Here is a 23,204-nt window from a genome sequence, read left to right as displayed (position 1 = left end):
GCAAGTCACGCAAGCGACCGGGCGGGCGCCCGTTGTCGCGTGCGGGACCTACAGCAGCACCGTGCCCTGGATGCAGCCCACCGTCTGCCCGCCGATCCAGAGCCGGCCCTGTTCGTCGGCCGCAACATGCACCCAGCCATCGCGCCCCAGGCAGCTGCCCTGGCTGGCAACGTAGGGCGCCTGCAGCCGGCCTTCGGCAATGAGCCACTGCGCCAGGCTGGCGTTGAGGCTGCCCGTGACCGGGTCCTCGTTGATGCCCGTGGCCGCGGCAAAGGCGCGCACCTCGAGCTGCACCGCGGCCCGCGCGGGTGCCTGGGCAAACGCGCGCGCCTCGCGGCTCGAGCGCTTGATCAGTGCGGGTGCATCGCCGGCAGGATAGAGCGCGGCCACGCCGACCTTCTGCCCCAGCGCCTTGAGCCGTGCATGGTCCGGGTCGAGCGCGAGCACGGTCTCGGGGCTGTCGAGCAGCAGGCCCAGCCACAGCGGGCCATTGTCGAGCTGCTCGGCGGCAATCACCCGATCGGGCGTGAGCGCCAGCGCCTGCAGCACCGCCGCCAGCAGCTGCGGCTCGGGCGCGCTGCGCGCAAGGGCCGGCGCGGCAAATGCCAGCGTGCCGTCACCCTGGCGCGCGATGCTCACCAGCCCCTTTTTGCATTCCTGCACGATATGCGTGGCCGACTGCGGCTTGCCGCCATGGGCCAGCCAGGCGTGGCAGCTGCCCAGCGTCGGATGCCCCGCGAAGGGCAGCTCGCCCCCGGGCGTGAAGATGCGCAGCTGGTAGTCGGCTCCTGCGGCGCGCGCCGCGGGCGTGGGCGGCAGCACGAAGGTGGTTTCGGACAGCTGGGTCCATGAGGCAAAGGCCTGCATGGCCGCGTCATCGAGCCCTTCGCCATCGAGCACCACGGCCACCGGGTTGCCGCGCAGCGCCACCTGCGTGAACACATCGACCTGCGCGAAGGTGCGTGCGCGGGGCGCCGGCATCAGGCGACGGCCAGGGAAGCGCCGGCCAGCGTGGTGCGGATGGCGTCGGCCAGCGCCGCAATCGCGGTGTTGATCTCGTCGCTCGAGGCCGTCACATAGGATAGGCGCAGCGTGCGCGGATCGGGGTTCTCGGCGTAGAAGGGCGCGCCCGGCACGAAGGCCACATGGCGCTCGACGGCCGAAGCCAGCAGGCTCTGGGCATTCATGCCTTCGGGCAGCGTGACCCAGAGGAACATGCCGCCGACGGGGCGCGTCCACTTGACGTCCAGGCCGGCCATTTCGCGCTCGAGCGCGGCCAGCATGGTGTCGCGCTGGGCCTTGTAGAGCGTGCGGATGGTCGGCACATGGCGGTCCAGGAAGCCGTCCTTGATGACCTCGGACACCACGCGCTGGTTGAAGCCGGGCGTGTGCAGGTCGGCCGCCTGCTTGGCCTGCAGGAACTTCGGATAGACCTCGAGCGGCGCCACCAGGTAGCCCAGGCGCAGGCCCGGGGCCAGCACCTTGGAGAAGGAACCCATGTAGATGACGCCGGCCGGATTGCGCGCGGCCAGCGGCAGCGGCGGCTCCTCGTCGAACCACAGGTCGCCGTAGGGGTTGTCCTCGATCAGCGGAATGTTCAGCTCGGCCGCCTTGGCCACCAGCGCCGAGCGGCGCGCATCGCTCATGGTGCGGCCCGTGGGGTTCTGGAAGTTGGGCAGCACATAGGCCAGGCGCGCCTTGTCGGCGCCGCTGCCGGCTTGCGCCGCGAAATCGTCGATCAGCATGCCCTCGTCGTCGCTGGCGACGCTGACGGCAATCGGCTCCTGCGGCGCGAAGGCCTGCAGCGCGCCCAGGTAGGTGGGGGTCTCGACCAGCATGCGGCTGTCCTTGTCGAGGAACACCTTGCCGATCAGGTCCAGCGCCTGCTGCGAGCCGGTGGTGATCAGCACCTGGTCGGGATGCACGTCCCAGGGCAGCAGGTCGGCCACCGCCTGGCGCAGCGGCGCGAAGCCCTCGCTGGTCGAATACTGCAGCGCGGACGCGCCGTCGCGCGCCATGACAGCGGCGCAGGCCTCGGTGAAGGCGCTCAGCGGAAAGGCCTTGGGCGAGGGCAAGCCGCCGGCCAGGCTGATGATGCCGGGCCGGTCGGTGAGCTTGAGGATCTCGCGGATCGCGGAAGGATTCATCTTGGCCGCACGCGCCGCCAGGGTCCAATTCGTCATAACTATCTCTCTGTATTTGCTAAAACCGGCATTGGGAAATGCGCTGGGGATCGGGGCATGCCGTCGTGGGGCATGTGCTGGAAAGGGGGCGACGCGTCGGACCTGGCGTAAATGTCTGCGCTGCCGTGCCAGCAATCCAGCCATTTTGGCGCTTCCATGGTGCATCGCGTGCAAAGCCCCGGAAATGGCAACAGGCCCGGCTATGGCAATTTTGGTGCAGCATGGGTTCAGGCCGCCAGCATCCAGGCGGCGGTCAGCACCAGCAGCAGCGCCATCAGCCGGTTGAACCACAGCAGCCGCTGCCCCTGCGCCAGCCAGCCGCGCAGCAGCGCGCCCACGCAGGCATAGAGCAGATTGCTGCTGAGCGCAAAGAAGGCCATGACCGGCAGCGCCACCGTCAGCCGCTGCCAGGCATCGGGGCGGCCCGCGATCCAGCCGGCCACCACGGCAAACATCAGCAGCCAGGCCTTGATATTGACGAACTGCAGCCCCACGCCCTGCCAGAAGGGCACCGCCAGCCCGTTGCCTCCGGCCTGCGCCAGCTGGCCGGTGCGGCTCAGCCGCAGCGCCAGCCACAGCAGGTAGCCGATGCCCAGCGCCTTGATGGCCCAGCGCAGCGCCGGCACCGCCAGCACCAGCGCGCCCACGCCCGCGGAGGTGAGCAGCAGCAGCAGGCACCAGCCAAAGGGCACGGCGCAGACGAAGCGCAGGCTGGGCCGCAGGCCGTGGTTGGCGGCCAGCGTGGCGGCCAGGGTGGTGTTGGGACCGGGGCTGAAGCTCATGGCGGCGGCGAGCACGAGCAGGGCGGTGAATTCGACGAGGGGCATGGCGGTCAAATGTAGGCGCGATGCGGGGGACGGCTCAGAGTGTTTTCACGCAGGGGGCGCCCTTTTCTTGAGGGCGGCCCCGTCGAAGGATGAAGGGCCCTACCTAGAGAAAGACCCCTAACCTCACCGCCCCGCCACCTTCCCCGCCCCCGCATCCCGCAGCATCTTCAACAGATTCCGGTTCACCCCTTCGAGCTCCATCCCATGCGTCCTGCACAGCGCACGCACGGTGGCCCCGTCGGGGGATTCCAGCGCCTCGGCCAGCGCCAGGCTGGGGGCGTAGGGGCCGGTCTTGCCGATGATCGCCTGGTAGATGCGCTCGGACAGCGGCAGGCGGCGCAGGCTGTTGGCCAGCGGCTCGCCCAGCAGCAGCTCGAGCTGCGAGAACAGGCCGCACAGGTAGACCTCGCGCTGCAGCTCGTGCCCCATGCCGGCCTCGACCAGCTGCTCCGTGAGATGGCCGCGCATGACCATCGCCGCGCGCACCGGCTGCAGGTCGGGTTCGGTGTCGGCATGCGGCAACTGGTCGCTGAGCCAGCGCTGCAGCGTGCCGTAGCCCAGCATGACCAGGCCGCGGCGCAGCGAATCGACGCCCGTGCGCAGGCCCAGCGCCGCCGAATTGGTATAGAGCATGAAGCGGTAGGCCAGCACGGGATCACGCCCCAGGATGTCCTCGAAGGTCTCGAGCGACTGCTCGGCATCGATGGCCTGCATCAATGCCAGCACCTGCTTGCGGCAGGGCTGGGCGGCGCGGCCGCGCAGCTGCTGCAGCACGTCCTCGGTGGGCCAGCCGGCAACAGCGGCCGCGCGGTGGCCGTCGAGGCACTGCTCGAGCAGCGTACGGCTGGGCAGGCTCTCGTACATCTGGCCGTCCAGCAGGGCGCCGGACTGCGCGGAGTCGAGCTGCAGCAGGCTGTTGGCGAACCACTGCGCGGTGCCGGCGTCGGGCAGGTCGGCCAGCGCGCCGCGCCACACGAGCTTGAGCCCGCGCGCCTGCGCGGCCCGGGCCTGTTCGTAGAGGGTGGAATTCTCGAGCCAGTCGCCGCGCACCTCGATCCAGGGGCTGCCCGCGGGCGCATGCTCCAGCAGCGCGCCGAGCAGCTGGTGCGTCTGGGGCGACAGCAGCAGCGGCGGCGCCGCCTGGCTCCACATTTCCTGCAGGATGCGCAGGAAGTGCGGCACATCCGGGTCCAGCGCCGGGTCGCAATCGAGATAGAGCTGCACGCCGGCCAGCGCACGGTCCTTGTTCCAGAGCGGCCTGTAGCCAAGTGTCAGGGAGCTGAGTGCGGGCAGGGCCATGGAATGCAGCAGAAGGGTTAACCGATATAGTCGAACAGCGAGAGCTTCTGGATCTGGGCATAGGACTGCAGCGCGGCCGAGTAGCCGGTCTGCTGCGTCTTCAGCTCCGACAGCGCTGTAATCATATCGACATCTTCGGCCGCCGAGCGGTCTGCCTCGAGTTGCACCGAGCGCGCGCTGAGGTTGGCCGACAGGGTGTCGGCGCGGTTGAGCAGGTCGCCAGCCATGCCGCGCACGGCCTGCATGCGGTTCATGCCGCTGTCGATCTCAGCCAGCGCCTTGGCCACGCCATGCGCCAGCGTGCCCGAGGCCGTGCTGCCATCGGCATTGACGCTGCTGCGCACCGCGGCGATCGCCGAGTCCAGCACGCTGAACAGGTCGCTGCGCTCGCTGGCGCCGATGGTGAAGCTGTCGCCATCGGCCGGCTGGCCGGTGACAGTCAGGCTCATGCCGGCCACGCTGATCTTCTCGCCCGACTTGTAGGGCACGGCAGTGCCGCCGGCAATGCTGTAGCTGGTGCTGCCGTCCGCGCCGACGCTGAACGTGATGCCGATCGGCGGGTTGGCGCTGGCTGCGGCCGCGGCGGCCGAGGGGTCGGTGATGGTGCCGATGTCGGTCCAGGCCTTGCCGGTGCTGGCCGCGCTGCGGTTCACGGCCAGCACGCCGTTGCCGGTGGGCACGTTCATGAAGGCGGCCACGCCGTCGAGCGTGTTGGCAATGCCGTTGGTATTGCTGCTGGTCTGGCCCGATTGGCCCAGGAAGCTGCCGCCCTGCAGCGGCTGCTCGGCGCTGCCCAGCCCGCGGAACAGGGGCAGACCGTTGCTGTCGGCGGCGTTGGCGTGGTCGGCGATCTGGGCGCGCAGCGAGCTCAACTGGGCCACCAGCGCATCGCGCTCGGTCTGCGTATAGGCGCCGTTGCCGGCGTTCACCATCAGCGCGCGGAATTCCTGCAGCGCATTGTTGGCCAGGCCCAGCGTCGATTCGCCTTCCTTGATGATCGAGACCTGCGCGTCCAGCGCGCGCTGGTCGGCTTCGGTGCGGTCCATGCGCGTGCGCGCGCGCTCGGCCTGCGCGGCCGCGACCGGGTCGTCGCTGGCGCGCAGCACGCGCTTGCCGGCGCTGGTGCTCTCCATCAGGTTGGCGAGCTTGGCCTGGCGCTCGGCCAGGTTGTTGACCGTGCGGTCGTACATGTTGGCGGAGCCAAGGCGGGTGATGCTGTTGTTCATCGGAAACTCCTGGGATCTCAGCGGCCGACCGTGGAGATCATGCTTTCGAAAATGCTCTGCGCGATCTGCAGCATCTTGGCCGAGGCCTGGTAGGCCTGCTGGTACTGCAGCAGCTTGGCGGCTTCCTCGTCGAGGTTGACGCCCGAGACCGAGGTACGGTCGGCCTCGAGGTTCTTGGCAATCGTGCCCGAGAGGTCGGCGGCCAGCTTGGCGCTCTGGGTGCGCGTGCCGACCTGGGCGATCAGCGTCGAGAAGCCGTCGCTGAGCGTGGTGCCGCCGTCGAACAGCTTGGCGTCGCGCAAGGCGAGAAAGGCCGTGGCGTTGCCGGCATCGCGCTTCCAGTTGTCGCCCAGCGCGGGGCTCCTGGCGTTGGAGACCATGACGCTGTCGCCCGCATGCGGCGTGCCGGTCAGCGTGATCTCCCAGCCATCGATCCTGATCGGCTGGCCCGGCACGTAGCTGCCGCTGGCGCCGTTGCTGGCGGTGTAGGTCACGGCCGAGGTGGCGGGGTCGACGGCAAAGCGGATTTCCACGCCGGCGGAAGCCGCGTCGGGAAGGCCCGCGCCCGTCACCTTCAGCCCCGCCAACTGCAGCGAACCGCCATTGCCCGCGCTGATATTGGCGGTGACGGCGTTGGACACGGCCAGATCCTGGGGCGACAGCACCAGCGCTTCCATGCTGGAGGCGGCGCTGCTGAAGGGCTTGAACAGCACCGTCTCGTTGAGCTTGCCGCTGCCGGAGATATTGAACTGCAGCCCGTCGATGGTCTGCGCGGAGAGCTGCGCCACATCGTCATAGCTGCGCGTCAGCCCGTCGGACAGGCGCACCAGATTGACCTTGCCGCTCTCGCCGAACACCACTTCGTAGTCGGAGGCCACATAGGCCGAGGCGTCGAGCACCGGCTTGGGATTGGCGCTGGAGCGCGTGTCCACGAAGCTCACCGAGGCCGAGACGCCTTCGATCGCGGTATAGCCCGGCATCTGCGTGATCTGCGAGAACAGCGGGCTGCCCGCGGCGCCCGACAGCGTCAGGCCCTGGGTCTGCTGCGCGTTCATCGCGGTGCCGATCACCTGCGCCAGGCGGCCCAGCAGGTTGCGGCCTTCGGACAGGTCGTCGTTGTTGAACTTGAGCAGGCCCGCGACCTCGCCGCCGCCGACCATGCCGGCGCTGAGCTCCACCGGCGTGTTGCCCGGCTGGGTGAAATACAGCGCCAGCTTGCCGCTGCCCGGATATTGCAGGGATTCGCTGACCGACAGCTGCGATGCGTTCGCGCCCAGCACCAGCGCCTGGCTGCCGCCGACGAACAGGTTGAGCGTGCCGTCGGCGCCGTCGACCTGGCTGGTCTGCACATACTGGTTCATCTCGCGCACCAGCTGGTCGCGCTTGTCGAGCAGGTCGTTGGGCATCAGGCCGGCGGCCTGCGAGCGGCTGATCTGGGTGTTGAGCCCGGCGACCTGGGCGGCCAGGCTGTTGACCAGCGTCACGTCGTTCTGGATCTGCAGCTTGTTGGTGTAGTCGAGTTCGTCCAGGCTGGAAGAGGCCGCCTTGAAGCGCCCGGCCAGTTCGGTCATGCGCGTCAGCACCACGTTGCGCGCCGTCAGGTCGGTGGGCGCGTTGACCACGTCGGAAAACGCGTTGAGCATCTCGTTCATTGCCGCGCCCAGGCCGCTTTCGCCGCCCGAGAACGCCTCCTGCATCTGCGCCAGCGAACTGGCGCGCGCCAGGTCGGCTGCCTGGACCGCGCCCGCGGTGTTGGCCTGGCGGTTGAGCAGCGCGCTGTAATTGCGCACGATCGAGGCCACGCTCACGCCGTTGCCCACGTAGCCGTTGCCCATGTCCTGGCCGGAATTCGTGCCCATCGACACGCTCTGGCGCGAGTAGCCCGCGGTGTTGGCGTTGGCGATGTTGTTGCCGATGGTCTGCAGGGCGATCTGGTTGGCCATCAGGGCGCCGGAACCGACATTCAGAAGACTCATGTTCTTATCTCTTTATGCTTGCGTATTCTGGACGCGGAGGGTGCTTTGGATGGCGCGATTGAGCTTGTTCGCGTATTGCGGATCGGTGGCGTAGCCGGCCTTCTGCAGCTCGCTGGCATAGGCCAGCGCCGAGCCGGTCTGGGCGCGCGCCTTTTCATAGCGCGCGCTGCCGTTGATCAGCTGCGCGTAGTCGCGGAACGACTCCTCGAAGGAGTCGTAGGCGCGGAATTTGGCCGTGACCTTGCGCGGCACGCCGTCGATGTATTCGGTGGTGGTGATCTCGGCAACCTTGCCGGTCCAGCCCTTGCCGGCCTTGATGCCGAACAGGTTGAAGGAGTTGCTGCCGTCGGCATTGCGGATCTCGCTCTTGCCCCAGCCGGTCTCGTGCCCGGCCTGGCCCAGCATGTAGGCCGCGGGAATGCCGCTGGCCTGCGCCACGCGCTCGGCGGCCCCGGCATGCGAGCGCACGAAATTGTCCAGGCCCTTGGGCGAGGGCGCGTTGGCGGCGTAGGCATCGACGGAGCTGGTGGCGCCGGCACTCTTGCCCGGCACGAAACCGCCGTAGCGCGCAAAGCCGCCCTGGCGGCCGGCGAAGCTCAGCGTCGAGGGCAGCGCGTCATCGCCGGCATCCTCGGTCACGCCGCCCATGGCCCTGGACAGCTGGCGCGCGATGGCATCGGCCAGGCCGCCGGGCTGGCCGGACATGGTCACGGACAGCTGCTGGTCCAGCAGGTCGGCGCCCAGGTCGCCCTGCGCGCCGTCGAGCAGGCCGGACTTCATCGTCGCCTCGCGCATGCTCTTGATCATCTCGCGCATGAACAGCGACTCGAGCTGCTTGGCGGTCTCGCGCACGGCCGCCGGGTTGTTCTCGCCGGCCTGGTACTTGAGCGCGTTGAGCGAGCGCGCGTCCACCGCCAGCGCGTTGGACGTGCCCATCGACACGGTGGATTTGAGCGACATGCTCATATCACCTCCAGCTCGGCATTGAGCGCACCCGCGGCCTTGATGGCCTGCAGGATCGCCAGCAGGTCCTGCGGCGTCGCGCCCAGGGTGTTGAGCGCGCGCACCACGTCGGTGAGCTGCGGCGAGGACGGCATCTGGATCACGTTGCCCGGTTCCTGGCGCACCTGGATGCTGGCCTTCTCGGCCACCACGGTCTGGCCCTGCGAGAACGGGGCGGGCTGGCTGATCACCGGCGTGGAGCTGATGGTGATCGACAGGTTGCCATGCGCCACCGCGCAGTTGCCCAGCGTCACCGCCTGGTTGAGCACGATGGAGCCGGTGCGGGCATTGATCACGACCTTGGCGGATGGCGTGGAATTCTCGATCTGCAGCTCCTCGAGCTGGGCGATGAAGCGCACGCGCGCGCCCGGGTTGCTCGGCGCGTTGACCTGCACGGTGCGCCCGTCGAGTGCCGTGGCCGTGCCCTGGCCGAGATTGCGGTTGATGGATTGCACCACCTTGTCGGCGGTCTGGAAATCGGTGGCGTTGAGGCTCAGCTGGATGGTCTGGCCTTCATGCAGCGGCGTCGGCACCGCGCGCTCGACCTGCGCGCCCTGCGGAATGCGCCCGGCGCTCAAATGGTTGATCTGGACCTTGGAGCCGCCCTGGGCCGCGCCCGCGCCGCCGACCACCAGGTTGCCCTGGGCCAGCGCGTAGATCTCGCCGTCGGCGCCGCGCAGCGGCGTGGTCACCAGCGTGCCGCCCTTGAGCGACTTGGCATTGCCCATGGAGGAGACGTTGACGTCGATCATCTGCCCGGGCTGGGCAAAGGCCGGCAGCTCGGCGGTGATGATGACCGCGGCCACGTTCTTGAGCTGCAGCTGGCTGGCGTTGCCGCCCGCGGGCAACGCGATGCCCATCTGCTGCAGGTAGTTGGCCAGGGCCTGCTTGGTGTAGGGCATCTGCGTGGTCTGGTCGCCGGTGCCGTCGAGGCCGACGATCAGGCCGTAGCCTGTGAGCTGGTTGCTGCGCACGCCCTGGACGGCGGCGACTTCCTTGATGCGGGCGGCCTGCGCTGGCACAGCCAGCACGGCCGCACCCGCGGCGAATGCCCAGAGCGCGAGGTGGGCAGGGCGCAATTTTTGGAGTGTGGACAGTGCTTTCATAGCTGTCCATTCTCGGGAAAATCAGAACGGCATAACGTTCAAAAAGAAGCGTGACAACCAGCCAATTGACTGGGCTTCGGCCTGCTGGCCGCGCCCGCGCGACTCGATGCGCACGTTGGCCACCTGGGTCGAGCTGACGACGCTGCCGGGCTGCAGGTTGCGCGGATCCACGGTGCCCGAGAAGCGCAGCACGTCGACGTTGTGGTTCACGCCGATCTGCTTCTCGCCGGTCACGACGAGGTGGCCGTTGGGCAGCACCTCGGCCACGGTGGTGGTGATCGAGCCGGTGAAGGTGTTGCTGTTGGCGGTCTCGCCCTTGCCCGAGAAGCTGTTGTCGCTGCCGGCGCCGATCTTCGAGCGGCCGATGATGTTCGCGGCATTCGCGGCCTTGAAGATCGGCAGGTTGGTGAGGCCGGCGTTGAGCTCGTTCTCGCGCTCCAGGCTCGAGGTCGAGCGCTGCGAGGCCGTCACGCGCTCGACGATCATCACCGTGACCATGTCGCCGACCAGGCGCGCGCGCTGGTCCTCGAACATCGGCCGGTAGCGCGCGGCCTGGAACAGCCCGCCCGTGGGCGTGGCCGGCAGCGCCGCGATCGGGGTGGGGGTCTGCAGCGGCGCGGTCGGAAGGATATCGACGGGCGGCGGGGGGTTGAGGGTGGCGGCGCAGCCGGTGAGGAGGAGGGTGGCCAGGGCGGCGGCGCTGAGGGGGAGGCGGGAGGGGGTCATGGCGGGGTTCCTGGGGGAGGTGCGCATCCGCGCACTGGTTGGAGGTGGGGCCGTCCATCCTTCGACAGGCTCAGGATGAAGGGCCAGGCCTCAAGTTCTCAAACTGAAGTCACCGAAGAAGCAGTAATCACAACTGCGCCAGCTTCGCCAGCATCTGGTCTGAAGTCTGGATCGCCTTCGAGTTCATCTCGTAGGCACGCTGCGTCTGGATCATGGTGACCAGCTCCTGCACCACGTTGACGTTCGAGCCTTCGAGGTAGCCCTGCTGGATCGTGCCCAGCCCGTTGGTTCCGGGCGTGCCCTGCTGGGGCTGGCCCGAGGCCGCGGTCTCGATGTACAGGTTCTGGCCGCGCGGCTCGAGGCCGGCCGGGTTGATGAAGGTCGACATCGCCAGGTTGCCGACGGCCTGGGGCTCGGCGGCGCCGGGCATGACGGCGCTCACCACGCCCTCGGCGCTGATGCTGACGCTGGTCGCGCCCGCCGGGATGGTGATGCCGCCGCCGACGGGCAGGCCGCTGGAAGTGACCAGCTGGCCCTGGGCATTGACCTGGAAGGAGCCGTCGCGCGTATAGGCCGTGGTGCCGTCGGGCTGCGTGACTTCGAAGAAGCCGTTGCCGTTGATGGCCACGTCCAGCGCGTTGTTCGACTGCTGCAGCGTGCCCTGCAGGAAGTTGCGGCTGGTGGCGGCGGCGCGCACGCCCAGGCCCAGGTGCAGGCCGGTGGGCAGCTGGTTTTCCTCGGTGGTCTGGGCACCGACCTGGCGCAGGTTCTGGTAGATCAGGTCCTCGAAGACCGCATTGGCGCGCTTGTAGCCCGTGGTCGAGACGTTGGCCAAGTTGTGCGAGATGACGTCCAGCTGGGTCTGCTGGGCCTCCATGCCGGTCTTGGAGATGAAAAGCGAATTGATCATGGCTGAATCCTGGTTAACCGTTCATGCTCAGAAGCTGGGCAGCGGTTTTGTCATTCGTTTCTGCGGTCTGCATCAGCCGCATCTGGGTCTCGAACTGGCGCGAGGCGGCGATCATGCCGACAATGCTTTCCACGGCGTTGACGTTCGAGCCCTCGATGGAGCCCGACAGCAGGCGCGCGTTGGCGTCGTTCGGCAGCGGGTCGCCATTGGCCGAGCGGAACAGGCCGTCGTTGCCGCGCTGCAGCGGGTTCTCGGCATCGGGCGTGGCCAGCTTGACGCGGCCGGCGATCAGCGGCGGCTGGTCGGCCAGCTTGGCCGTGACGGTGCCGTCGGCGGCCAGCGTCACCTGCGCGCCCTGCGGCACCTCGATCGGCGCGCCGCCGTCCGAGAGCACGGGCAGCCCGCTGCTGGTCAGCAGCGCGCCTTCGGCGGAGACCTCGAAGGCGCCGCTGCGCGTATAGGCCTCGAGGCCGTCGAGCGCCTGCACGCCGAACCAGGCATTGCCCATGGCCATGGCGTCCAGCGCGCGGCCGGTGCGCTGGGCCGGGCCGGGCGTGTCCAGGTGGCCCGAAGTGGCTTCCAGCGCAAACACGCGCGTGGACGAACCGCTGCCCTGCACGGGCACCGAGCGGAAGGTCGACATCTCGGCGCGAAAGCCGTTGGTGCCGGAGTTCGCCAGGTTGTTGGAGAGCACCGCCTGGCGCTGGGCAGCGGCATTGGCGCCGGTCATGGCGGTGTAGATGATGCGGTCCATGGCGGAACTCCTTGGCTAGCGGGTGGGATCAGCGCAGGTTGACCAGTGTCGAGAACACCTGGTCCTGCGTCTTGATGGTCTGGGCATTGGCCTGGTAGGCGCGCTGGGCGGTCATCATGTTGACCAGTTCGGCCGTCAGGTCGACGTTGGAGCTCTCGAGCGCCCCCGAGACCAGCGCGCCGAAGCTGCCGCTCTTGGCGGAGCCCAGCACCGGCGGGCCCGAATCGCCGGTCGCGACCCAGTTGTTGCCGCCAATGGCCGCCAGGCCCTGGCTGTTGCTGAACTTGGCCAGCGCCAGCTGGCTTTCGGCGCGCGTCACGCCGTTCGAGTAGTTGGCCATGATGGTGCCGTCGGCGCCGATGGTGATGCCGTTGAGCTCGCCCGCGGCATAGCCGTCGTGGTTCAGCTTGGACACCGAGAAATCGCTGACGGACTGGGTCACGCCGCTCAGGTCCAGCGTCAGGTTCAGGTTGGTCACCGGGTTGACGCCGTTGGCGTTGGGGTTGGTCGAGGCCACGGTCATGGCCATCGGGCTGCCCGAGACCAGCTTGCCGGCGCCGTCGAACACCAGCTGGCCCACGGGCGCGGCCGCGGCATCCAGCGAGTTGTAGACGTTCCAGGTGTTGCCCGCGGCCTTCTCGAAATACATCGTGACCGGCGTGGGCATGCCCTGGCTGTCATAGACCTCGAGCGAGGTGCCGTAGGTGGCGCGCGGCGTGGCGGGCACCGGCGGCGTGGCCGTGGCATCGCCCGCGGCGTTGGCAGCGCGCGCATTCAGGTTCAGCAGCGCAGTGACCTGCGTGCTCTGCTTGGCGGGAATCGGCTGGCCGGTGGGGAACTTGATGGCTTCCAGCGTGGTGCTGCTGGTCAGGCCGGTGAGCGGGTCGATGGGATAGCCCATGACGCTGGCGCCGTCGGCCGTGACCATGTTGCCGGCTTTGTCGAGCTGGAAGTTGCCGGCGCGGGTATAGGCCTGGGTGCCGTCCGTGAGGTTGACGCGGAAGAAGCCGTCGCCGTTGATCGCCAGGTCCAGGCTGTTGCCGGTCTCGTTGATCGCGCCCTGCAGGAACTGCTGCGAGACCGTCTGCACGTTCACGCCGATGCCCGAATTCGCGCCGGTCGAGGTGACGACCGCGCTGGCCACCATCTCGGCGAATTCGGTGCGCGAGGATTTGAAGCCGGTGGTGCTCGAGTTGGCGACGTTGTGGCCGATGACGTCGAGGTTCTTGCTGGCGGCGTTGAGGCCCGAGAGGCCCTGTTGGAAAGACATGGTGTGCTCCTGTTCGGTGTTAGAAGACGGCCTTGACCTTGTTGTAGGCCAGGCTCTCGCCGTTCTCGAGTTCCAGCGTCAGCGCGTTGTCGGTGGTGCTGGTGGCGACCACCATCTTCGGCGCCAGCGGCGTGTTGGCGACGTTGGCGGTGCCATTGGTCGATGCCACCTGGAAGCGCAGGGCGCTGACGTCGCCCGTGTAGTTGCTGCTGTCCCAGGTGAAGTAGTGGCGGCCGGCGTCCAGGGCGCCGAGCTTGACGGTGTCGACCACGGTGCCCGCGGCGGTGGTGATGTTCACTTTCACATCGGCGGCGGTGCCGCTCAGGTCGAAGGCCGCGGTGCTGACCTTGTCGACCGGCGTGCTCAGCGTGTTGCCCTCGGACAGCACGGTGCGCCCGATCATCGAGGTGCCCTGCAGCACCTGCATCGCGGTGAATTGCGAGGACATCGCCTCCATCGTGCTGTTGAGCTGGTTGATGCCGACGACGGTGTTGATCTGCGCCATCTGCGTGGTCATCTGCGCGTTGTCCATCGGATTCATCGGATCCTGGTTGTTCAGCTGCGCGACCAGCAGCTTCAGGAAACGGTCCTGCTGGGCCGCGGGATCGGTGGACGCTGCGGCGTTCGAAGCGCCGTTGGCGGTGGCGCCAGTGCCGGAGACGGGGTTGAGGATCATGCTTATTGGCCCATCTGCAAAGTCTTGAGCAGCAGCGACTTCGCGGTGTTCATGACTTCGACGTTGTTCTGGTAGGAGCGCGAGGCGGAGATCATGTTGACCATTTCGTCCACGGCGTTGACGTTGGAGTGGGTCACATAGCCCTGGGCGTCGGCCATCGGGTGGTTCGGGTCGAGCACGCGGCGGCCCGGCTCCTGGTTCTCGCTGATGGCGCTGACGCGCACGCCCGAGGCGGCCTCCGCGCCCAGCGGCGTGGTCTGGAACACGACCTGGCGCGCCTTGTAGGCCTGGCCGTCGGGGCCGGCCACGGCATCGACGTTGGCCAGGTTGCTGGCCACGACGTTGAGGCGCTGCGACTGCGCGCTGACGGCGCTGCCGGAGACGCTGAAGATGGAAAACATGGACATGGTTGCTGCCTTTGGTCTGTGCGTGGCTTACTGGCCCTGGATGGCGCTGAGGATGCCCTTGGCCTGGCCGTTGATGAAGCGCAGCGTGGCTTCGTAGCGCACGGAGTTGTCGACGAAGTTCGCGCGCTCGCGGTCGAGGTCGACGGTGTTGTTGTCCAGGCTGGGCTGCGACTGCACCGAGTAGCCCAGGCTGACGGTGCTGTGGCTGGTCTGCGCCGCGTGCAGCGGGATGTGGCCCGCGTGGGTGGTGCCGCTGCCGGCCAGCGCGCTGCCGCCTTCGGTGGCGGCGCGCAGCGCCTGCGAGAAGTTGAGGTCGCGCGCCACATAGCCCGGGGTGTCCGCGTTGGCGATGTTGCTCGCGAGCAGGCGCTGGCGTTCGGCGCGCAGCAGCAGTGCGTTGCTATGGAAATCCAGTCGGCTGGTGAGTTTGTCGAGCATGTGGGCCTCGCGCTTGTGGCTTCGGAATAAAGAAGGCGCAATGCAGGACGCACCGCGACAGGCCCTGATTATGGAAATCGCGCGCTTTTCCTAAAGCGTGAAGAACGCGTGGATTGCTGCGCAGTTTCGTGCTTTGCGCGCGCCGCAAACGCCTACAGTCGATGGCACGCCTTGCCGCGGCCGCGCCGTGGCATTGCGCCTGGCGCCGCGCCAGGCCCCACTGAATTGGAGGAGTTCCCTTGATACGCAGCCCCAGGCCCCTGGCCGCACCCGTTTCCGCCGCAGCGCCCCGCCTGGCGCGCGCCGTGCTGGCCGGCCTGGGCCTGTCGCTGGGTGCCGCGCAGGCGCAGACCCATGCCGAACTCGAGGCCCTGTCGCAGCGCTGGGCCGATGCCGCGCTGGCCGGCGAGGCGCCCGCCGGGCTGCCGCTGCGCCTGCAGATACAGATCGGCAAGCTCGACGCGCGCCTGCAGCTGGCAGCCTGCGCCAAGGTCGAGCCCTACCTGCCGCCCGGCACGCGCCTGTGGGGACGCAGCCGCATCGGGCTGCGCTGCGTCGAGGGCCCAAGGCCCTGGAACGTGTATCTGCCGGTCACGGTGCAGGCCTTCGGCCCGGCCTGGGTGCTCAACAGCAATGTGCGCATGGGCGAGGCATTGACCGCCGCCGATGCCTCGCTGGCCGAGATCGACTGGGCCGAGACGGATTCGCCCGTGGTCGCCAACCAGCCCGACTGGGTCGGCCTCGAGGCCGCACGCCATCTGCAGGCCGGCCAGGCGCTGCGCCAGAACCTGCTGCGCGCGCCGCAGCTGTTCGCGCAGGGCGCGCAGGTCAAGGTCGCGGCCGGTGGCGGCGGCTTCACCATCATGTCCTCAGGGCGCGCCATGGTAGCCGGCGCGGAGGGAGCGAATGTGCGCGTGCGCATGGATAATGGCCGGCTGGTCTCGGGCATCGTCAATGCGCAGGGGGTGGTGGAGGTGCGTTAGCACGCACTTGCCGCAAGAAAAATAGCTAAAGTTTTTCGGACCGCTGCCGAAACCAGTGTCAAGGAGCCTCAGGCGAATGGGGCCATGGAGAATCAAGATGAAGATTGGACAGAAACCGGAGCTGAGCGCCGCCGCCTTGCAGGCCGCGGCCACGGCCTCCAAGCAGGCCAAGACCACGGGTCCGGCCGCTGAAGAAGCTGCCAAGGGCGCCCAGGTGGCGACCTCGTCCGCTGGCGTGTCCTTTTCCAGCTCGGCCAGGGCGCTTGACGCCGCGGGCCGCGCCCCGACCGAATTCGACGCCGACCGCGTCAAGGCGATGCGCGAGGCCATTGCCAACGGCACCTTCAGCGTGAGCGCCGAGGCCATTGCCGACAAGCTGCTGGCCAACACCGGCGAGATCCTGGCGCATTCGATGGCCACGCGCGCGGCCTGAGACCGGCCCCATGCAGCTGACCGATTCCCTGGCCCAGGCCGAGACCGCGCTGCAGGCGCTGTCGGCCGCGCTGGCCGGCACCGACGCCAATGTGCTCGAGCTGCGCAGCACCGAGCTGCGCGACGCCTTCATGTCGCTGGCCGTGCTGCGCCAGCAGCACACCCGCAGCGGCCAGATGCTCGACGCCGCGCTGCGCGAGCGCATCGAGGCCGTCGGCCGCCAGATCGGCCCGCTGCGCGAGCAGCTCGCGCGCGCCAGCGCGCTGACCGGCTCCAAGGTGGCGACGCTGCTGCCGATGCAATCGGCGGCGCCTACCTATGACGCGCTTTCCGGCCGCGCGGCACGCACGGGGCCGGCCAGGATCTATCGCAGCGCCAGTTAGCTTGGCTTGTTTCCCATTCGCACAATGAAGAAACGCAGCGCTGGGGCTGCGTTTTTGTTTTGGAGTCTCGGGGGCTGAGGTAAGTGCATGCCTTTGCTGTAGGGCAGGCCTTTCATCCTTCGACAAGCTCAGGACGATCGGGTCGACGAGCGTTGCGCCCTGGAAGCCGAGGGGTGTTTGAGGTGAATGGAGAGCGAGGCTTGGTCGAGGGCGAAGCGCCTCCCAACCGTTCGTCCTGAGCCTGTCGAAGGATGGACGGCCGGCCCTCAAGACAGCCCCACACCCTTCGCCAAGGCCAAGACAAACATAAGCTCAATGCGCCCGCATCTTCGTCCGAAGTCGCGCAATCGCCTGGCTATGCAACTGGCACACCCGCGACTCCGTCACCCCCAGCACCGCCGCGATCTCCTTGAGATTCATGTCGTGCTCGTAGTACATCCCCATGATGTACTGCTCGCGCTCGGGCAGCAGCTTGATGGCCTCGACCAGCGCGCCGCGCAGGCGCTGGTCGCGCAGCAGGGCCATCGGGTCGGCGCTTTCGTCGGCCACATGGCGGTCGAGGAAACCGTCGCTGTCCTCGCCGGGCGCGATGTCTTCCAGGTAGACCAGCTGCGTGCCGCGCACCTTGCCCAGCAGTGCCTGGTATTCGTCGAGCGGCATGCCGAGCTCGGAGGCGATCTCCGACTCCAGCGGGGTCCGTCCGAGCTTCTGCTCGAGGCGGCGCAGCGCCTGCTCGATGTCCTTCTGGCTCTTGCGCGAGCTGCGCGACATCCAGTCGCCGTCGCGCAGTTCGTCGAGCATCGCGCCGCGGATGCGCTGCGAGGCAAAGGTCTCGAACTGCACGCCCTGCGCGGCCTCGAAGCGGGTCAGGGCGTCGGCCAGGCCGATCATGCCGACCTGGATCAGGTCGTCGAGCTCCACATTGGGCGGCAGCTTGGCGATCATGTGGTGCGCGATGCGCCGCACCAGCGGTACATGCTGGCGGATCAGCGCGTTGCGTTCCAGATGGCCATTCGCGGTGTACATGGCGTTCATAGCTTCCACGCAGGTTGGGAAAAGGCAGGCGCCGCGGCATAACGCGCCGGCAGGGCGGCCAGCCCGGGGGTCAGGGTGGCGGAATGCGACAGCAGCAGCAGTGCCAGGCGGCGCATGTCCTGCGCCAGCGCCGGGTCGGCGCGGGTGCACAGCGGCGCCAGGCGCAGGTGGCGCTCGGCGCATTGCGCCAGCGAGGCCATCAGCGTGTCGGCATGGCGGCGCGCGAAGGGCTCGTGCGCGGCGGCGGCGGCGGCAACGATGCTCGGCAGGCCGGCGTGCAGCGCCAGGTGCTTGATCTGGCGGTAGCTGCGCACCATGCCGCGCGGCTGCATGTCCAGCGGCAGCAGCGGGCGCATGGCATGGCCCTGCAGCAGCGGCGCGAGCTGCTCGACCGGTGCATGGATCAGCACCACGGCATAGCGGCGCGCATAGGGCAGCAGTTGTTCCAGGCCGCCCAGCTGCGACAGCCCCAGTGCCGCGGGCAATGCCGCCACCGAGGCCTCGGCCGGGCGCGGGCCCAGCATGGCGGCATGCCAGGCCGGATCGGCCAGCAGGTCGCGCAGGCCGGGGGTGGCCGCGGACTCGGCCTGGCTGGCGTCGAGCACCAGCACCGGATAGCCCAGCTGCTGCAATTGCGCGCTCAGCGGCCACAGCAGGCTCGAGCCCGGCGCGGTGGCCGAATAGGCAATGGCGCAGACCTGGAGTTCATGCCAGGCGGCGGATTGCAGCCCGCTGCCCTGGGTTGCGCTGTCAAGCATGGTCCAGCTCCACGTCGGCCTGGCTGGACTGCGTGAAGAAGAAGTCCAGTTCGATGGCCTTGGGGTCGAATGCCGAGCGCGTGTTCGTGCGCATGGAGGCGGCGACGAGCTGGTGCGCGTCGGCCGCTTCCCAGTCCTCGGGCACGCGCTGGCCGTTGGTGACGCCGCACAGCTGCATCTGGTGGCGCACCAGCGTGTCGATCGAGGGGCCGAGCTTCACGGCCTCGTCCACCTTGGACAGGATCACCTGCCGGCAGCCCTCGGCCTTGAAGGCGTTGAGCACCTCGTCGTTGGAGTCGCCCTGGCTGCTGGCGTTGAGCACCAGCATGCGCTGCACGCCGGGCAGGTCCAGCACGTCGAGGATGTCGTCCTTGCGCGGGTCGCGCGGGGCGACGCCGGTGGTGTCGATCAGCACGACCTTCTTGTTCGCCAGCAGGCCCAGCAGGTCCTGCAGCGCCGCGCGGTCGTGCGCCTGGTGGGCGACGATGCCCAGCATGCGGCCGTAGGCGCGCAGCTGCTCGTGGGCGCCTACGCGGTAGGTGTCGAGCGTGATCAGGCCGACCTCTCTCGCGCCGTGGATGCGCGCGGCCATCGCCGCGAGCTTGGCGGTGGTCGTGGTCTTGCCCACGCCGGTGGCGCCGACCAGGGCGAACACGCCGCCCTGTTCATAGATCGGCGCGGAATGCGCGTTGGTGCGCAGGTTGCGCTCGAGCACGTCCATCAGCCAGCGCACGGCCTGGGCCGGCGAGCAGCTTGCGGGCAGGTTCTCCAGCAGCAGGCGCGACAGCGCGGGCGAGTAGCCGGCGCGGATCAGCTTGAGCATCAGATTCGACTGCAGCGGGCTCTGGCGCGCCTGGCCCAGCCAGGCGAGGGTGTTGAAGCGGTCCTCGATCAGCGCCTTCATCGACTGGATCTCGTCCATCATGACCTGCGGCGCGGGAGCGGCGGCAGGCTGTGGACGGGCCGTGGGCTGGCTGGCAGGGCGCTGCGCGCGCAGCGGGTTGTGGCGCGCCACGGCGGCGGCCGGCGCCTGCACGGGCTCGCGGCGCAGCTCGTCGAGCTGGCGCGCGCGCTGCGCGAAGGTCGGCAGCTCCTGTTCCAGCGCGGCTTCGGGCGCGGGGGCGCTGTCGCCATGCAGCGACTCGTGGCGCCGGCGCAGCATGCGCTCGCGCACATAGTCCTGGAACGACAGCGTGCTCATCGCCAGCTGGGCCGCGTCTTCCTCGACGGACTGGCGCAGCGGGGAGGAGGCTGCGGTTTCGGCAGCCGCTGCGGCAGCGGCCGGCGCCGCAGCGGCCTGCGTCACCGCAGCCGCCAGCGTGCGCGGCCGTGGCAGCGCACGCGCCTCGTCGGCCGCACGCTTCTCGAGCGCGCTTTGCAGCGGCGAGCTGGTGGCGACGCCCGCGTCGAGCTTCTCGAGCATGTCCTCGGCGGTGGCCGTGACTTCCACGCCATCGGGCGTCGCGCGGTTCGACAGGATCAGCGTGCCATCGCCAAAGGCCATGCGCGCCTTGGCCAGGGCCTCGCGCGAGGTGGGGGCGGTAAAGCGGCGGATGTTCATGCGGATGCACCTTTAAGAATGGGGCCAATGCGGATCGTGTGCGTCTCGGGGATCTCGCTGTGCGAGAGCACCTGCAGACGGGGCGCCACGCGCTTCAACAATCGGGCAATGGCGTTGCGGATCGAGTCGGGCACCAGCAGGCAGGCGGGCATTCCGAGCTCTTCTTGTTTCTGCGCCACATCGGCGGCTTTTTGCGTGAGGATCTCGGCCACGCCCGGGTCCAGCGAAGGCGCCGCGGGGTTGCCCAGCGCCTGCACCAGCAGGCGCTCGAGGCTCGGCTCGATGGCGATCACATTGAGCTCGCGCGTCGGGCCGTAGATCTGCTGCACGATGGCCGGCGACAGCGCGATGCGCACGCGGCGCGCCAGCTCCACCGGGTCCTGGGTCAGCGGTGCATGCTCGGCCAGGGTTTCGATGATGGTGCGGATGTCGCGGATATGCACGGCGTCTTCCAGCAGCAGCTGGAGCACCTTCTGGAACGTTGAGATCGACACCATCTTTGGAACCACTTCTTCAATCAGCTTGGGAGCCAGGCGCGCCACATGTTCGACGAGCTGCTGGGTCTCCGTGCGGCTCAAGAGCTTGGCCGCATGCACTTGCATCAAGTGTGACAAATGCGTGGCCATCACGGTTTCGGAATCAACGACGGTAAAACCCGCCATTTGTGCCGCTTCCTTCTGGCGCTCGTCGATCCAGTGCGCCGGCAGGCCAAAGGCCGGATCGGTCGTGGGCGTGCCGATCAGCGGCGTGCTGATGCCGCCGGGGTTGATCGCCAGGAACATGCCGGGGAAGGCCTCGCCCTCGGCAATGCTCACGCCGCGCAGCGTCACGCGGTAGGCGCTGGGCTTGAGCTCGAGGTTGTCGCGCACGTGCACGGCTGGCGGCAGGAAGCCGACCTCCTGCGCGAACTTGCGGCGCACGCCCTTGATGCGCGTCAGCAGGTCGCCCTGGCGCTTCTTGTCGACCAGCGCGATCAGGCGGTAACCCAGCTCCAGGCCCAGCAGGTCCACGGGCTGCAGGTCGTCCCAGGTGGCCTCGCCGGAGTCGCCGGCCGGAGCCTGCGCCGCCGCGGCAGGGGCCGCCGCCTTGGCCTTGGCCGCCTGCTGCTTGCGCGCCAGCAGCCAGGCGCCATAGATCAGCGCGCTGCCCATGCCCAGGAACACGACATGGGGCATGCCGGGAATCAGGCCCAGCATCGCCAGCACGCCGCCGGTCACGGCCAGCACGCGCGGCGACATGAACAGCTGGTCGACGATCTGCCGGCCCATGTCCTCGCCCTTGCCCACGCGCGAGACCACCATCGCCGCGGCCACCGAGATCAGCAGGCCGGGGATCTGCGCCACCAGCGCGTCGCCGACGGCCAGCAGGATGTAGCTGTCGGCGGCCTGGCCGGCCGACAGGCCGTGCTGCGCCATGCCGATGATGAAGCCGCCGACGATGTTGATCACCAGGATCAGGATGCCGGCGATCGCATCGCCGCGCACGAACTTCGAGGCACCGTCCATCGAGCCGAAGAAGTTGGCTTCCTCGCCCACTTCCGCGCGGCGGCGCTTGGCCTCCTCTTCATTGATCAGGCCGGCGTTCAGGTCGGCGTCCACCGCCATCTGCTTGCCCGGCATCGCATCCAGCGTGAAGCGCGCCGAGACTTCGGCGATGCGCTCCGCGCCCTTGGTCACCACCACGAAGTTGATCACCACCAGGATCGCGAACACGATCAGGCCGACGGCGAAGTTGCCGCCGATCAGGAAGTGGCCGAAGGCCTCGATCACCGCGCCGGCCGCGCCCGGGCCGGTGTGGCCTTCGAGCAGCACCACGCGCGTCGAGGCGACGTTGAGCGACAGGCGCATCAGCGTCGTCAGCAGCAGCACCGTGGGGAAGGCGGCGAAGTCCAGCGGCCGGATCATGTAGGCCGCGACCATCATCACCATCAGCGCCACGGCGATGTTCAGCGTGAAGAAGGTGTCGAGCAGCCACGGCGGGATCGGCAGCACCATCAGCGCCAGGATCGCCACCACCAGCAGCGGTGCCGACAGGCCCTGGGCGGTCGAGCCGTATTTGCTGCCCAGCAGCTGCAGGGATTTCATCGAGGAGTTCATGTGGCACTGCCTTGGGGGACCACGCGCTGGTGCGGGTCGAGTTCGGGGGGGACCGGGACTTCGTCAAGCGCCTGCGGCATCTGGCCTTCGCCGCGCAGCGCGGCCTTGAGGCGGTAGACATAGGCCAGCACCTGGGCCACCGCGGTGTACAGCGGCGCGGGAATCGACTGGTCGAGCTCGGCATGCGCGTAGAGCGCGCGCGCCAGCATCGGGGACTGCAGCACCGGCACGTCGTGCGCGTTGGCGACTTCGCGGATCTTCAGCGCCAGCAGGTCGGTGCCCTTGGCGATGACCTGGGGCGCGTCCATGCGCGCCTCGTCGTAGCGCAGCGCCACGGCATAGTGGGTCGGGTTCATGACCACGAAATCGGCCTTGGGCACGGCCTGGATGCTGGCGCGGTTGGCGATCTCGCGCTGCTTCTGGCGCAGCTTGCCCTTGATCTCGGGGTTGCCTTCCGATTCCTTGTGCTCCTGCTTGACTTCCTGGTGCGACATCTTCAGGCGCGACTTGAACAGGAAGGCCTGCAGCGGCACGTCGATCAGCGCCACCAGGAACACCACCAGCAGCAGCAGCGCCACGCCGCCGGCCAGCCATTCGCCGACCATGGCCAGCGCCATGGGCGAGGGCTGGCTGATCACGCGCGCCATGTCCTCGAGGCCGGCCGCCAGGTACTTCCAGCCGATGAACGACAGCACGATGGTCATGAGCACCATCTTCACGACGGTGATCAGCTGCTGCTTGGAAAACAGGTTCATGAAGCCCGACAGCGGATTGAGCCGGCTGAACTTGGGCATGACGGGCGTGAAGCTGAAGATCCAGCCGCCGGCCATGATGCCGCTGAGCACCGCCGCAGAGATCGTCGCCAGCGCGAACAGCACGCAGGCCACCAGGCCCCAGCTGCCCATCTGCAGCAGGCGCTCGAGCATCAGCGCCGGCGTCTGCACGGTCTGGGCGTTGAAGGAGAACTGCTGGATGAAGGCCAGTTTCAGATAGCTGGTCAGCGGCTGCGCGCCGACCAGCATCGCCACCGCGCCCATGCCCAGGATCGCGAGATGCGAGAGGTCGCGCGAGCGCGCGCCTTGGCCGTCCTTGCGCGTTTTCTGCAACTTGCGCTCGGTGGCGGGGAGATTTTTGTCTTGGCTGGAGTCCATGGCGG

General features: G+C 68.5%; 23 protein-coding genes. 3 read left to right on the top strand and 20 right to left on the bottom strand.

Annotated features, from left to right (window positions below; translation table 11 throughout):
- Nucleotides 1–48: 48 nt before the first annotated feature.
- From M9799_RS06830 to flgB, 15 genes are all read right to left on the bottom strand, one after another.
- Nucleotides 49–981, bottom strand: a complete 933-nt coding sequence (locus M9799_RS06830) for a PhzF family phenazine biosynthesis protein (protein WP_231043166.1) — start codon at nucleotides 979–981, stop codon at nucleotides 49–51.
- Entirely contained in the window at nucleotides 981–2,183 is a 1,203-nt protein-coding gene (locus M9799_RS06825; RefSeq protein ID WP_231043167.1) for an aminotransferase-like domain-containing protein, read from the bottom strand. Before M9799_RS06825 ends, M9799_RS06830 begins: the two co-directional genes overlap by 1 nt.
- Before the next feature lie 227 nt (nucleotides 2,184–2,410).
- Nucleotides 2,411–3,010 carry a LysE family translocator gene (locus tag M9799_RS06820; RefSeq protein WP_231043168.1) on the bottom strand — a complete coding sequence of 200 codons (600 nt, stop codon included), beginning with the start codon at nucleotides 3,008–3,010 and terminating at the stop codon, nucleotides 2,411–2,413.
- 123 nt (nucleotides 3,011–3,133) lie between these two features.
- Nucleotides 3,134–4,309 carry an HDOD domain-containing protein gene (locus tag M9799_RS06815; protein WP_231043169.1) on the bottom strand — a complete coding sequence of 392 codons (1,176 nt, stop codon included), beginning with the start codon at nucleotides 4,307–4,309 and terminating at the stop codon, nucleotides 3,134–3,136.
- Nucleotides 4,310–4,326: 17 nt separating this feature from the next.
- The gene (gene flgL / locus M9799_RS06810) at nucleotides 4,327–5,535 is read right to left on the bottom strand and encodes a flagellar hook-associated protein FlgL (RefSeq protein WP_231043170.1); all 1,209 of its coding nucleotides are present in this window, start codon (nucleotides 5,533–5,535) and stop codon (nucleotides 4,327–4,329) included.
- Between the two features lie 17 nt (nucleotides 5,536–5,552).
- Nucleotides 5,553–7,511 (bottom strand): flagellar hook-associated protein FlgK, encoded by a 1,959-nt coding sequence (gene flgK / locus M9799_RS06805; protein WP_231043171.1) that lies wholly within the window; start codon nucleotides 7,509–7,511, stop codon nucleotides 5,553–5,555.
- 12 nt (nucleotides 7,512–7,523) lie between these two features.
- Nucleotides 7,524–8,477: a flagellar assembly peptidoglycan hydrolase FlgJ gene (gene flgJ, locus M9799_RS06800; RefSeq protein ID WP_231043172.1), complete on the bottom strand. Its 954-nt coding sequence runs from the start codon at nucleotides 8,475–8,477 to the stop codon at nucleotides 7,524–7,526.
- A complete protein-coding gene (locus tag M9799_RS06795) occupies nucleotides 8,474–9,619 on the bottom strand; it encodes a flagellar basal body P-ring protein FlgI (protein ID WP_231043173.1) in 1,146 nt (381 codons plus the stop codon). Before M9799_RS06795 ends, flgJ begins: the two co-directional genes overlap by 4 nt.
- Nucleotides 9,620–9,640: 21 nt before the next feature.
- Nucleotides 9,641–10,345 (bottom strand): flagellar basal body L-ring protein FlgH, encoded by a 705-nt coding sequence (locus M9799_RS06790; RefSeq protein WP_231043174.1) that lies wholly within the window; start codon nucleotides 10,343–10,345, stop codon nucleotides 9,641–9,643.
- A 127-nt stretch (nucleotides 10,346–10,472) separates the two neighbouring features.
- Nucleotides 10,473–11,255 (bottom strand): flagellar basal-body rod protein FlgG, encoded by a 783-nt coding sequence (gene flgG, locus M9799_RS06785; RefSeq protein WP_231043175.1) that lies wholly within the window; start codon nucleotides 11,253–11,255, stop codon nucleotides 10,473–10,475.
- A 13-nt stretch (nucleotides 11,256–11,268) separates the two neighbouring features.
- Nucleotides 11,269–12,009 (bottom strand): flagellar basal body rod protein FlgF, encoded by a 741-nt coding sequence (locus tag M9799_RS06780; RefSeq protein ID WP_231043176.1) that lies wholly within the window; start codon nucleotides 12,007–12,009, stop codon nucleotides 11,269–11,271.
- 28 nt (nucleotides 12,010–12,037) lie between these two features.
- Complete coding sequence (gene flgE, locus M9799_RS06775) at nucleotides 12,038–13,279, bottom strand: flagellar hook protein FlgE (RefSeq protein ID WP_231043177.1); 1,242 nt, start codon at nucleotides 13,277–13,279, stop codon at nucleotides 12,038–12,040.
- A 19-nt stretch (nucleotides 13,280–13,298) separates the two neighbouring features.
- A complete protein-coding gene (locus M9799_RS06770) occupies nucleotides 13,299–13,955 on the bottom strand; it encodes a flagellar hook assembly protein FlgD (protein ID WP_231043178.1) in 657 nt (218 codons plus the stop codon).
- 2 nt (nucleotides 13,956–13,957) lie between these two features.
- Nucleotides 13,958–14,362 (bottom strand): flagellar basal body rod protein FlgC, encoded by a 405-nt coding sequence (gene flgC / locus M9799_RS06765; protein WP_231043179.1) that lies wholly within the window; start codon nucleotides 14,360–14,362, stop codon nucleotides 13,958–13,960.
- A gap of 27 nt (nucleotides 14,363–14,389) precedes the next feature.
- On the bottom strand, nucleotides 14,390–14,800 hold the full coding sequence (flgB, locus tag M9799_RS06760) for a flagellar basal body rod protein FlgB (RefSeq protein ID WP_231043180.1): 411 nt from the start codon (nucleotides 14,798–14,800) through the stop codon (nucleotides 14,390–14,392).
- 239 nt (nucleotides 14,801–15,039) lie between these two features.
- On the opposite strand from flgB, the gene flgA reads away from it, so the two are divergent.
- The 3 genes from flgA to M9799_RS06745 all read left to right on the top strand — a co-directional run bounded on the left by flgA (nucleotide 15,040) and on the right by M9799_RS06745 (nucleotide 16,598).
- Nucleotides 15,040–15,783, top strand: a complete 744-nt coding sequence (gene flgA / locus M9799_RS06755) for a flagellar basal body P-ring formation chaperone FlgA (RefSeq protein WP_377007561.1) — start codon at nucleotides 15,040–15,042, stop codon at nucleotides 15,781–15,783.
- A 97-nt stretch (nucleotides 15,784–15,880) separates the two neighbouring features.
- Entirely contained in the window at nucleotides 15,881–16,216 is a 336-nt protein-coding gene (gene flgM, locus M9799_RS06750; RefSeq protein WP_231043181.1) for a flagellar biosynthesis anti-sigma factor FlgM, read from the top strand.
- Nucleotides 16,217–16,226: 10 nt separating this feature from the next.
- Nucleotides 16,227–16,598 (top strand): hypothetical protein, encoded by a 372-nt coding sequence (locus M9799_RS06745; RefSeq protein WP_231043182.1) that lies wholly within the window; start codon nucleotides 16,227–16,229, stop codon nucleotides 16,596–16,598.
- A gap of 312 nt (nucleotides 16,599–16,910) precedes the next feature.
- Here M9799_RS06745 and M9799_RS06740 read toward each other — a convergent pair whose 3' ends face one another.
- Genes M9799_RS06740 through M9799_RS06720 form a run of 5 tightly spaced genes read right to left on the bottom strand, consistent with a single transcriptional unit; the run spans nucleotide 16,911 to nucleotide 23,199 of the window.
- On the bottom strand, nucleotides 16,911–17,624 hold the full coding sequence (locus M9799_RS06740; RefSeq protein WP_231043183.1) for an RNA polymerase sigma factor FliA: 714 nt from the start codon (nucleotides 17,622–17,624) through the stop codon (nucleotides 16,911–16,913).
- Nucleotides 17,625–17,629: 5 nt separating this feature from the next.
- Nucleotides 17,630–18,391, bottom strand: a complete 762-nt coding sequence (locus M9799_RS06735) for a hypothetical protein (RefSeq protein ID WP_231043184.1) — start codon at nucleotides 18,389–18,391, stop codon at nucleotides 17,630–17,632.
- Nucleotides 18,384–19,952, bottom strand: coding sequence for a flagellar biosynthesis GTPase FlhF (gene flhF, locus M9799_RS06730; protein ID WP_231043185.1), 1,569 nt, complete (start codon nucleotides 19,950–19,952; stop codon nucleotides 18,384–18,386). Before flhF ends, M9799_RS06735 begins: the two co-directional genes overlap by 8 nt.
- A complete protein-coding gene (flhA, locus tag M9799_RS06725; RefSeq protein ID WP_231043186.1) occupies nucleotides 19,949–22,048 on the bottom strand; it encodes a flagellar biosynthesis protein FlhA in 2,100 nt (699 codons plus the stop codon). Before flhA ends, flhF begins: the two co-directional genes overlap by 4 nt.
- The gene (locus M9799_RS06720) at nucleotides 22,045–23,199 is read right to left on the bottom strand and encodes an EscU/YscU/HrcU family type III secretion system export apparatus switch protein (protein WP_231043187.1); all 1,155 of its coding nucleotides are present in this window, start codon (nucleotides 23,197–23,199) and stop codon (nucleotides 22,045–22,047) included. The genes flhA and M9799_RS06720 overlap by 4 nt, the downstream gene beginning before the upstream one ends.
- Between the last annotated feature and the right edge of the window lie 5 nt (nucleotides 23,200–23,204).

Source organism: Comamonas endophytica (assembly GCF_023634805.2).
GTDB classification, from domain to species: Bacteria; Pseudomonadota; Gammaproteobacteria; order Burkholderiales; family Burkholderiaceae_C; genus Comamonas; species Comamonas endophytica.
The sequence above is the reverse complement of the archived record's forward strand: the minus strand, read 5'-3'. Positions and strand labels throughout refer to the sequence as shown.

Bases quoted from the DNA above. Each gene is read 5' to 3' on its own strand.
- M9799_RS06745 (WP_231043182.1), top strand. From the start codon at position 16,227: ATGCAGCTGACCGATTCCCTGGCCCAGGCCGAGACCGCGCTGCAGGCG.
- M9799_RS06770 (WP_231043178.1), bottom strand. From the start codon at position 13,955: ATGATCCTCAACCCCGTCTCCGGCACTGGCGCCACCGCCAACGGCGCT.
- M9799_RS06740 (WP_231043183.1), bottom strand. From the start codon at position 17,624: ATGTACACCGCGAATGGCCATCTGGAACGCAACGCGCTGATCCGCCAG.
- flgE (WP_231043177.1), bottom strand. From the start codon at position 13,279: ATGTCTTTCCAACAGGGCCTCTCGGGCCTCAACGCCGCCAGCAAGAAC.
- flgM (WP_231043181.1), top strand. From the start codon at position 15,881: ATGAAGATTGGACAGAAACCGGAGCTGAGCGCCGCCGCCTTGCAGGCC.
- M9799_RS06815 (WP_231043169.1), bottom strand. From the start codon at position 4,309: ATGGCCCTGCCCGCACTCAGCTCCCTGACACTTGGCTACAGGCCGCTC.
- flgK (WP_231043171.1), bottom strand. From the start codon at position 7,511: ATGAGTCTTCTGAATGTCGGTTCCGGCGCCCTGATGGCCAACCAGATC.
- flgB (WP_231043180.1), bottom strand. From the start codon at position 14,800: ATGCTCGACAAACTCACCAGCCGACTGGATTTCCATAGCAACGCACTG.
- flhA (WP_231043186.1), bottom strand. From the start codon at position 22,048: ATGAACTCCTCGATGAAATCCCTGCAGCTGCTGGGCAGCAAATACGGC.
- flgL (WP_231043170.1), bottom strand. From the start codon at position 5,535: ATGAACAACAGCATCACCCGCCTTGGCTCCGCCAACATGTACGACCGC.
- M9799_RS06780 (WP_231043176.1), bottom strand. From the start codon at position 12,009: ATGGACCGCATCATCTACACCGCCATGACCGGCGCCAATGCCGCTGCC.
- M9799_RS06830 (WP_231043166.1), bottom strand. From the start codon at position 981: ATGCCGGCGCCCCGCGCACGCACCTTCGCGCAGGTCGATGTGTTCACG.
- M9799_RS06720 (WP_231043187.1), bottom strand. From the start codon at position 23,199: ATGGACTCCAGCCAAGACAAAAATCTCCCCGCCACCGAGCGCAAGTTG.
- M9799_RS06820 (WP_231043168.1), bottom strand. From the start codon at position 3,010: ATGCCCCTCGTCGAATTCACCGCCCTGCTCGTGCTCGCCGCCGCCATG.
- flgG (WP_231043175.1), bottom strand. From the start codon at position 11,255: ATGATCAATTCGCTTTTCATCTCCAAGACCGGCATGGAGGCCCAGCAG.
- flgJ (WP_231043172.1), bottom strand. From the start codon at position 8,477: ATGAGCATGTCGCTCAAATCCACCGTGTCGATGGGCACGTCCAACGCG.
- flgC (WP_231043179.1), bottom strand. From the start codon at position 14,362: ATGTCCATGTTTTCCATCTTCAGCGTCTCCGGCAGCGCCGTCAGCGCG.
- M9799_RS06735 (WP_231043184.1), bottom strand. From the start codon at position 18,391: ATGCTTGACAGCGCAACCCAGGGCAGCGGGCTGCAATCCGCCGCCTGG.
- M9799_RS06790 (WP_231043174.1), bottom strand. From the start codon at position 10,345: ATGACCCCCTCCCGCCTCCCCCTCAGCGCCGCCGCCCTGGCCACCCTC.
- M9799_RS06795 (WP_231043173.1), bottom strand. From the start codon at position 9,619: ATGAAAGCACTGTCCACACTCCAAAAATTGCGCCCTGCCCACCTCGCG.
- flhF (WP_231043185.1), bottom strand. From the start codon at position 19,952: ATGAACATCCGCCGCTTTACCGCCCCCACCTCGCGCGAGGCCCTGGCC.
- M9799_RS06825 (WP_231043167.1), bottom strand. From the start codon at position 2,183: ATGACGAATTGGACCCTGGCGGCGCGTGCGGCCAAGATGAATCCTTCC.